The sequence below is a fragment of the Acinetobacter lactucae genome, from assembly GCF_013344765.1.
In the GTDB taxonomy this organism is placed as follows: domain Bacteria; phylum Pseudomonadota; class Gammaproteobacteria; order Pseudomonadales; family Moraxellaceae; genus Acinetobacter; species Acinetobacter lactucae_A.
This window is the reverse complement of the sequence record NZ_JABVBF010000198.1, coordinates 1-5757: the sequence shown is the minus strand read 5'-3', so window position 1 is coordinate 5757 and position 5757 is coordinate 1. Positions and strand designations below refer to the sequence as shown.

Below are 5757 nucleotides of genomic sequence, written 5' to 3'. Positions count from 1 at the left end.
ATTATTTATCACGCAAAAACAAAACGTAATATTGATTTAAAATTTGTATAATCGCTTTGAGTTGAAGTAGCTTTTCTTGAGTATTTTCCAATCTTGCAACATAACGCTGTGTTGCGATTTCCAGATCAATCTTTTCATTAATTTGTGGCGTAATTAGAAATAACTTTTGAAGATTATCAAAATTCTTTAATTTACGGTTTGAGAAATACTCAAGATGCCCTGACCACTTCTGATTAATCACTACATCATTAATGATAGGCCCACGTTCAGAATCAAATTTTAATTGATTCTCTTCCAAGTAAATTTTTTCAGGTGTCTCTTTAGAGCCTTGAAAAATCTGCGTTATCTTTTTAAACATTTCATCACATCATATTTATTTCAATTTAAATAATGGAAGTAATCTAGTCACTCCCATTATTTAAGTCTTCTAAATTAACGATTATTCATCGCCTAAATCATCAAGAAAATCTACAGTCGGTACAAAAAATAAAGTACCTGTTTGAGCAGTACTAAAGTCAAGTAACCGATCAAGATTGCCATGCTCGTTGCCTAAAAACATGTTCTCTAGCATTTGTCGGGTTGTACTAAATTTACGTGAGTAGCCAATAAAGAATGTGCCATATTCATTTCTAGAAGGATTTGAAAAAGGCATATTAGCTCTCATAATTTTAAGTTCATTACCTTCTGCATCATGAGCTTTACTAACAACATTATGAGCAGTTAAAGGTTTTTCATCATCGCCGAGCTCAACATCATTAAACTTTTTACGGCCAATCACTTTTTCTTGCTCTTCGTCAGTTAATGAACGCCATTTATCCATATCATGTGTATATTTTTGGATAAAAGCATAACTTCCCCCAATAAAATCAGGGTCTTCATCACCTACCAATACCCACTGTGCTGCAATAACGGGTTCAGGGTTCTCAGTCCCATCCACAAAGCCAATAATTGCACGTCCGTCAAAATAGCGGAAGCCATGAACTTCATCAATTGGATATGTTACTTTACCAAGCTGTTGATTAATTATATTACCAAGCTCATAACATAAAGTCTGGCGATCAGCACGAATATGAAAAAATAAATCCCCTGGAGTGGAAACAGCCGTATATTTCGGACCTCTAATTTCTTGAAATGGCTCTAACTCTTGGGGCTTTGTTTGCTCTGGAAATAAAATATCCCATGCATTTGAGCTAAAGCCCAACGTAGCATTAAATTTACTTTCTGGATAACGATTAAAGAGACTTCTGGTTAATGCTGAAAAATTAGCTGCAAAATCTTTTACTTTTTCTATGACAGAATCGCCTTGAGCTAGTCCCAATACAATAAATAATGCATTTTCACCAGGAGCACTCATTACAGGCTGAATTCTCATACATTCCATAAAATTATGCCTTATTTAGGTATTTAACCTTACTAATTTAGCATACTCATATTTATTTCATACAACCTGTTAAGAAATCTGATTTTGATAAGAGTTTAAGTACCCTCTTAAACTCTTACTCAAATTGACCTTAATCAACGTCCATATTGCTTTTTTAAATATTTTACGATTTCAGCAGACTCAAACATCTTCACTCCTGTATTTGGGTCTACCAAATATGGCACTTGCATTTTGCCTTGCATAATAGGCAACAACTTTTCTCTTTTCCCACCTTTTAAAGGGATGTATTTACCTGGCTTTAAGCGAAGAATAGCAGGCCCTTGATCTTGCCATCTTTCTTTAGCAACATTATGTAATACGTAAGGAAGTTCAAGCTCACAGAGTAGACTTCTTACAACTCTTGAATAAGGACTTGCCTCAAAACTCCATAACTCCAGTTTATGTTCAGGTACAGCTCTATCAACAATTTTTTTATTTACCCAAACTCCTCGAGCACCATTTAATATGGTCCCTGCAAAAGCAACATAAGGCGTTTTCGGATAACTCGAAAATTTCCGAGGTGTTTTCCCTGTGTTGCCATAATATTTAAATAAGTGATGAATAATATCCTGTGATTCATATAGTTGATCACCAGTATTTTCATCAATCAAAAAAGGAAACTGTAATTTTCCACCAGTCTCTTTCACAATAGAACGATACTTTGTTCCACCTTTAGGGCATGGATAAATCTCAACATCCAGATTCAAAAGTGTAATCACTTCACGAACGCGGCGGCAAAATGGTGAACCTTCAAATTCATATAGTTTCAAAGCTTTTACAGGTTGTTGTGGAAATGCTGTTCCTGTAACACCTCTACCACCCTCAGCAATTGCAGATACAACTGCTTGAAGTACTTTAATTTGATGAATCACCATCATGCGTTCCTTTATATTAGAGAATTAGACTAATTTTTCTTTTGCAATCACAATTCCATTATTATCAGCATAGATAAAATCACCAGATTGAATTGTGACTCCACCAAAATACAAATTAATATCTACTTCACCAATGCCCTTACGATTACTTTTTTGCGGAATTGCAGCCAATGCATGTACGCCTAAATCTAAAGTTGCAAGTGCATCAACATCTCTTACACAACCGTAAATCACTACCCCATTCCACTTATTTTTAACTGCCGATTCTGCAATCAAGTCCCCCATAAGCGCACAGCGCATAGATGCACCACCATCCACAACTAATACTTTACCTGTACCATCTGTTGCCAATAACTCTTTTACACGTGAGTTATCTTCAAAGCACTTTACTGTTACAACCTGTCCCCCAAAAGTTTTACGTGCTCCATAACTTTGAAAGAACTTGCCATCCATTGATGGGATTACAACCTGTAAGTCTTTTTCAGGGTTATCATCTAATAAATCACATGTTACAAATGGTACTGTCGACACTTTAATGCTCCCTTATCGAGTTTGTTGTATGCTCAGATTATCATATCGTTTAAAGGCTTCAATTTGCGTTAGCGCCGCTACGATCATCGTATGAGCCAATTGTTCCGCAGTTACGGGCTTATATTTGAATGGTTTTTGCAATTTATTCTCAATAAATTTAAAAAGACTTTGTCCTAAATCTTCAATAAACCGTACATCGCTGCGTTTACCAATCAGTAAAGACGGTCTAAAAATAGATAGTTTTTCGAGCTCTAGACTCTCAATATAATCTTCTAATTGTCCTTTCACTTTATTATAGAAAATTAGAGAATTTGCATTTGCGCCAAGTGCACTTACTAGCAATAGATGAATATGTTTATCTTGTACTAAATCTGCTAAATGAGCATTAATTTCATAGTCCACAGCATAAAAAGCCTGTTTTGAACCAGCCAATTTTAATGTTGTTCCCAGACAACTAAATGCATGGGTATGGCCACTCACATCTTCATCATTAAGCAGTAAAAAATCCTCTACAACCAGTTGAGTAACTTTTTTATATGTATTAAGTAGTTGTGATTCTTTTCTTACCACGACAGTAATCGCTTCAAATTCTGGTGTTTGCTCAAGCTGTTCGACAAGAGCCAAACCCACAAGTCCTGTAGCACCTATCACAATTGCTTTTTTAGTACTTATAGTCATTTTTTATCCAACCCTCTTTAAGTTTGTATCAAATTTAACCTTTTCTTACCTTTTTAGCAGCCCCTAAAACCGCTTAAAATGCTCGCAAGGCTTGACTTCACGGTGTTGATTCATCACAATATGGCACTTGTTTACGGGCTGGTGATGGTTACACCAGTTTACTGAATTAACCACAGCCCGCCCAGACCAACTTATTTTCAAGGAGTGCAAGAGTGGCAAACTCTGCTCAAGCTAAAAAACGTGCGCGTCAAAACGTTACAGCGCGTAAACACAACGCAAGCTTGCGTTCTATGGTTCGTACCTACATCAAACGTACTTTAAGTGCAATCGCTGGTGGTGATTATGCTGTTGCTACAGAAGCTTACAAAAAAGCTGTTCCTGTAATCGACCGCATGGCTGATAAAGGCATCATCCACAAAAATAAAGCTGCTCGTCATAAGAGCCGTTTAAATGCTCAAGTTAAAGCGTTAGCTAACTAATTTGAACATGTAAAAAAAGCCCAATAGGGCTTTTTTTATTATCTATCGTTTTTGAGCTTATAGCACTTTATGGAATTTAGCTACATTTAGCTCATAGGCCTTTCCTCTCCAAATCCATTTTAATTTACAATTTGGAAACTCTTCACCTTCAAACCATACAAATAATCCTTCCATCATTTCAGGCCAATCTTCTTTCTTAATTTTATTCTCGCCAGAAATTACAGCCACAATTGCAGCAATAATTGTGTCATGACTCACCGCCAAACTCAGTCCACCTTGAGTTTTAGGATGAGTATGATAAATAAGCTCTAGTACATCTAAAACACCAGTAATGGGATGTTTCATACCTGGTAATGCATTATTTACAAAACTATTAATAAAACCTAAAGCGCCCTGCTTTTTAAAATAAGGAGCAGCTTGTTGTATATCTAAAACAAAACTGCCCGGTTCAACAAGTAGCCCTTGCTCAATAATTTCAATCGTATGCGTATTAGGTTGAGGGCTTACATCGTCAGCCCCTTCAATCATGAGCGCAGCCGTATCAACACAGCGCTGTATCGGACTTGAAATACAATGCTGAATAACACGATCTGTATTTTTGATTAAATAATTACCCCATGCCTGCGCAAGCTCACGTCCTTGAGGAGTAAGTTGGAGATCATATCCAGCCAAACCTTGCCCATCTACAAGTTCTCTTAAAGAATGGCGCGTAAATAAGGTTACAGGAGTTGAAGCATCAGGCAATAAATCAATTGCTTCAAACATACTTTTAGGCAATAAATCGAGTGCCATTTTTATCTTGTCATCTTTTTTCAATACTTTACCACTATAACATGTCTGGCATAACTCTCAATCTATAACACCTGATTGGGCTAATGCTTCAAATGCTATTTTTTTGCTTTCCTCATCACGAAAAGCGATAAAGCCCTCATTTAAAACGGTATCTCTTTGGTTATATTCAAAAGGCTTCCCATCCAGAGTAAGTAAACCACCGCCTATACTTTCTAATAGCCCTTGACCTGAACTTGTGTCCCATTCAGAAGTAGGATGGAAGCGTGGATAAATATCTATTTCACCTTCTAGCATCATACAAAATTTGTAGGCACTTCCAGCTTCTCTTCGGATAATAGTATGTTCTTTTTCAATAGGTTGGATAAATTTTTGGTATTTTGGGTTTTTACTGCCGTGACTAAGGCCTATTTGTATAGGTGCATTTGATCCCATCGAAGTAATCTGATATTGATACCATTGTTTTTGACTAAAACTATATTTAAAAGGTAAATCTTGCAGATATCCTAAGTACACAACTTGTTCACATGGCACAGCAATAACTGAAAAAACTGTTTCTTTACCCTTAATCAAACTTAAGTTGATCGTAAATTCATCACGCTCATGTATAAATTCTTTGGTTCCATCGAGTGGATCTAACATCCAACAAGTAGACCAGTCATGACGAGCACTATAATCACTTTCTTCAGACAATACTGGCAACTCTGGAGTAATCTCCGCAAGATGTTTTAATAAGAATTTATTTACCTTTAGATCTGCTTGGGTTACAGGAGAATCATCTTGCTTTTCGTGAATAGTAAACTCATAGCCCGCAGAATAGTTTTGATATTCTTGTAATAAAATCTGACTCGCCTCTTCCAAAATAGGCAGAAGTTGATTAATTAAATTATCTTGTGGACGCGTAGTTGTTATAAACATAAATATGCTCTGCATAGTTTCATTTCTATTATAAGTGAATTATGAACAATTCAATATTCGCCAACAG

General features: G+C 36.1%; 8 protein-coding genes. 1 reads left to right on the top strand and 7 read right to left on the bottom strand.

Going from position 1 to position 5757, the window contains the following annotated elements; translation table 11 throughout:
* Nucleotide 1: 1 nt before the first annotated feature.
* The 5 genes from HUN22_RS15205 to HUN22_RS15185 form a co-directional block, all read right to left on the bottom strand.
* On the bottom strand, nt 2-358 hold the full coding sequence (locus tag HUN22_RS15205; RefSeq protein WP_174731024.1) for a hypothetical protein: 357 nt from the start codon (nt 356-358) through the stop codon (nt 2-4).
* 81 nt (nt 359-439) lie between these two features.
* Nucleotides 440-1372, bottom strand: a complete 933-nt coding sequence (locus tag HUN22_RS15200) for a Dyp-type peroxidase (protein WP_174731027.1) — start codon at nt 1370-1372, stop codon at nt 440-442.
* Between the two features lie 143 nt (nt 1373-1515).
* Nucleotides 1516-2298 carry a glutathione S-transferase N-terminal domain-containing protein gene (locus tag HUN22_RS15195; RefSeq protein ID WP_174731021.1) on the bottom strand — a complete coding sequence of 261 codons (783 nt, stop codon included), beginning with the start codon at nt 2296-2298 and terminating at the stop codon, nt 1516-1518.
* A 21-nt stretch (nt 2299-2319) separates the two neighbouring features.
* Nucleotides 2320-2826 (bottom strand): ribonuclease E activity regulator RraA, encoded by a 507-nt coding sequence (gene rraA, locus HUN22_RS15190; RefSeq protein WP_174731018.1) that lies wholly within the window; start codon nt 2824-2826, stop codon nt 2320-2322.
* A gap of 12 nt (nt 2827-2838) precedes the next feature.
* Complete coding sequence (locus tag HUN22_RS15185) at nt 2839-3504, bottom strand: NAD(P)H-binding protein (protein WP_174731015.1); 666 nt, start codon at nt 3502-3504, stop codon at nt 2839-2841.
* 212 nt (nt 3505-3716) lie between these two features.
* Here HUN22_RS15185 and rpsT point away from each other — a divergent pair, with 212 nt between their 5' ends.
* Nucleotides 3717-3983, top strand: coding sequence for a 30S ribosomal protein S20 (gene rpsT / locus HUN22_RS15180; RefSeq protein WP_002117906.1), 267 nt, complete (start codon nt 3717-3719; stop codon nt 3981-3983).
* A gap of 57 nt (nt 3984-4040) precedes the next feature.
* Here rpsT and HUN22_RS15175 read toward each other — a convergent pair whose 3' ends face one another.
* Together HUN22_RS15175 and HUN22_RS15170 are read right to left on the bottom strand one after the other, a co-directional pair.
* Nucleotides 4041-4775 (bottom strand): histidine phosphatase family protein, encoded by a 735-nt coding sequence (locus HUN22_RS15175; RefSeq protein ID WP_174731012.1) that lies wholly within the window; start codon nt 4773-4775, stop codon nt 4041-4043.
* A gap of 57 nt (nt 4776-4832) precedes the next feature.
* The gene (locus HUN22_RS15170) at nt 4833-5690 is read right to left on the bottom strand and encodes a 3'(2'),5'-bisphosphate nucleotidase CysQ family protein (protein ID WP_174731009.1); all 858 of its coding nucleotides are present in this window, start codon (nt 5688-5690) and stop codon (nt 4833-4835) included.
* Between the last annotated feature and the right edge of the window lie 67 nt (nt 5691-5757).

Coding starts and splice junctions, on each gene's coding strand:
- HUN22_RS15205 (WP_174731024.1), bottom strand. CDS start 358: ATGTTTAAAAAGATAACGCAGATTTTTCAAGGCTCTAAAGAGACACCT.
- HUN22_RS15200 (WP_174731027.1), bottom strand. CDS start 1,372: ATGAGAATTCAGCCTGTAATGAGTGCTCCTGGTGAAAATGCATTATTT.
- HUN22_RS15195 (WP_174731021.1), bottom strand. CDS start 2,298: ATGATGGTGATTCATCAAATTAAAGTACTTCAAGCAGTTGTATCTGCA.
- HUN22_RS15185 (WP_174731015.1), bottom strand. CDS start 3,504: ATGACTATAAGTACTAAAAAAGCAATTGTGATAGGTGCTACAGGACTT.
- HUN22_RS15175 (WP_174731012.1), bottom strand. CDS start 4,775: ATGGCACTCGATTTATTGCCTAAAAGTATGTTTGAAGCAATTGATTTA.
- HUN22_RS15170 (WP_174731009.1), bottom strand. CDS start 5,690: ATGTTTATAACAACTACGCGTCCACAAGATAATTTAATTAATCAACTT.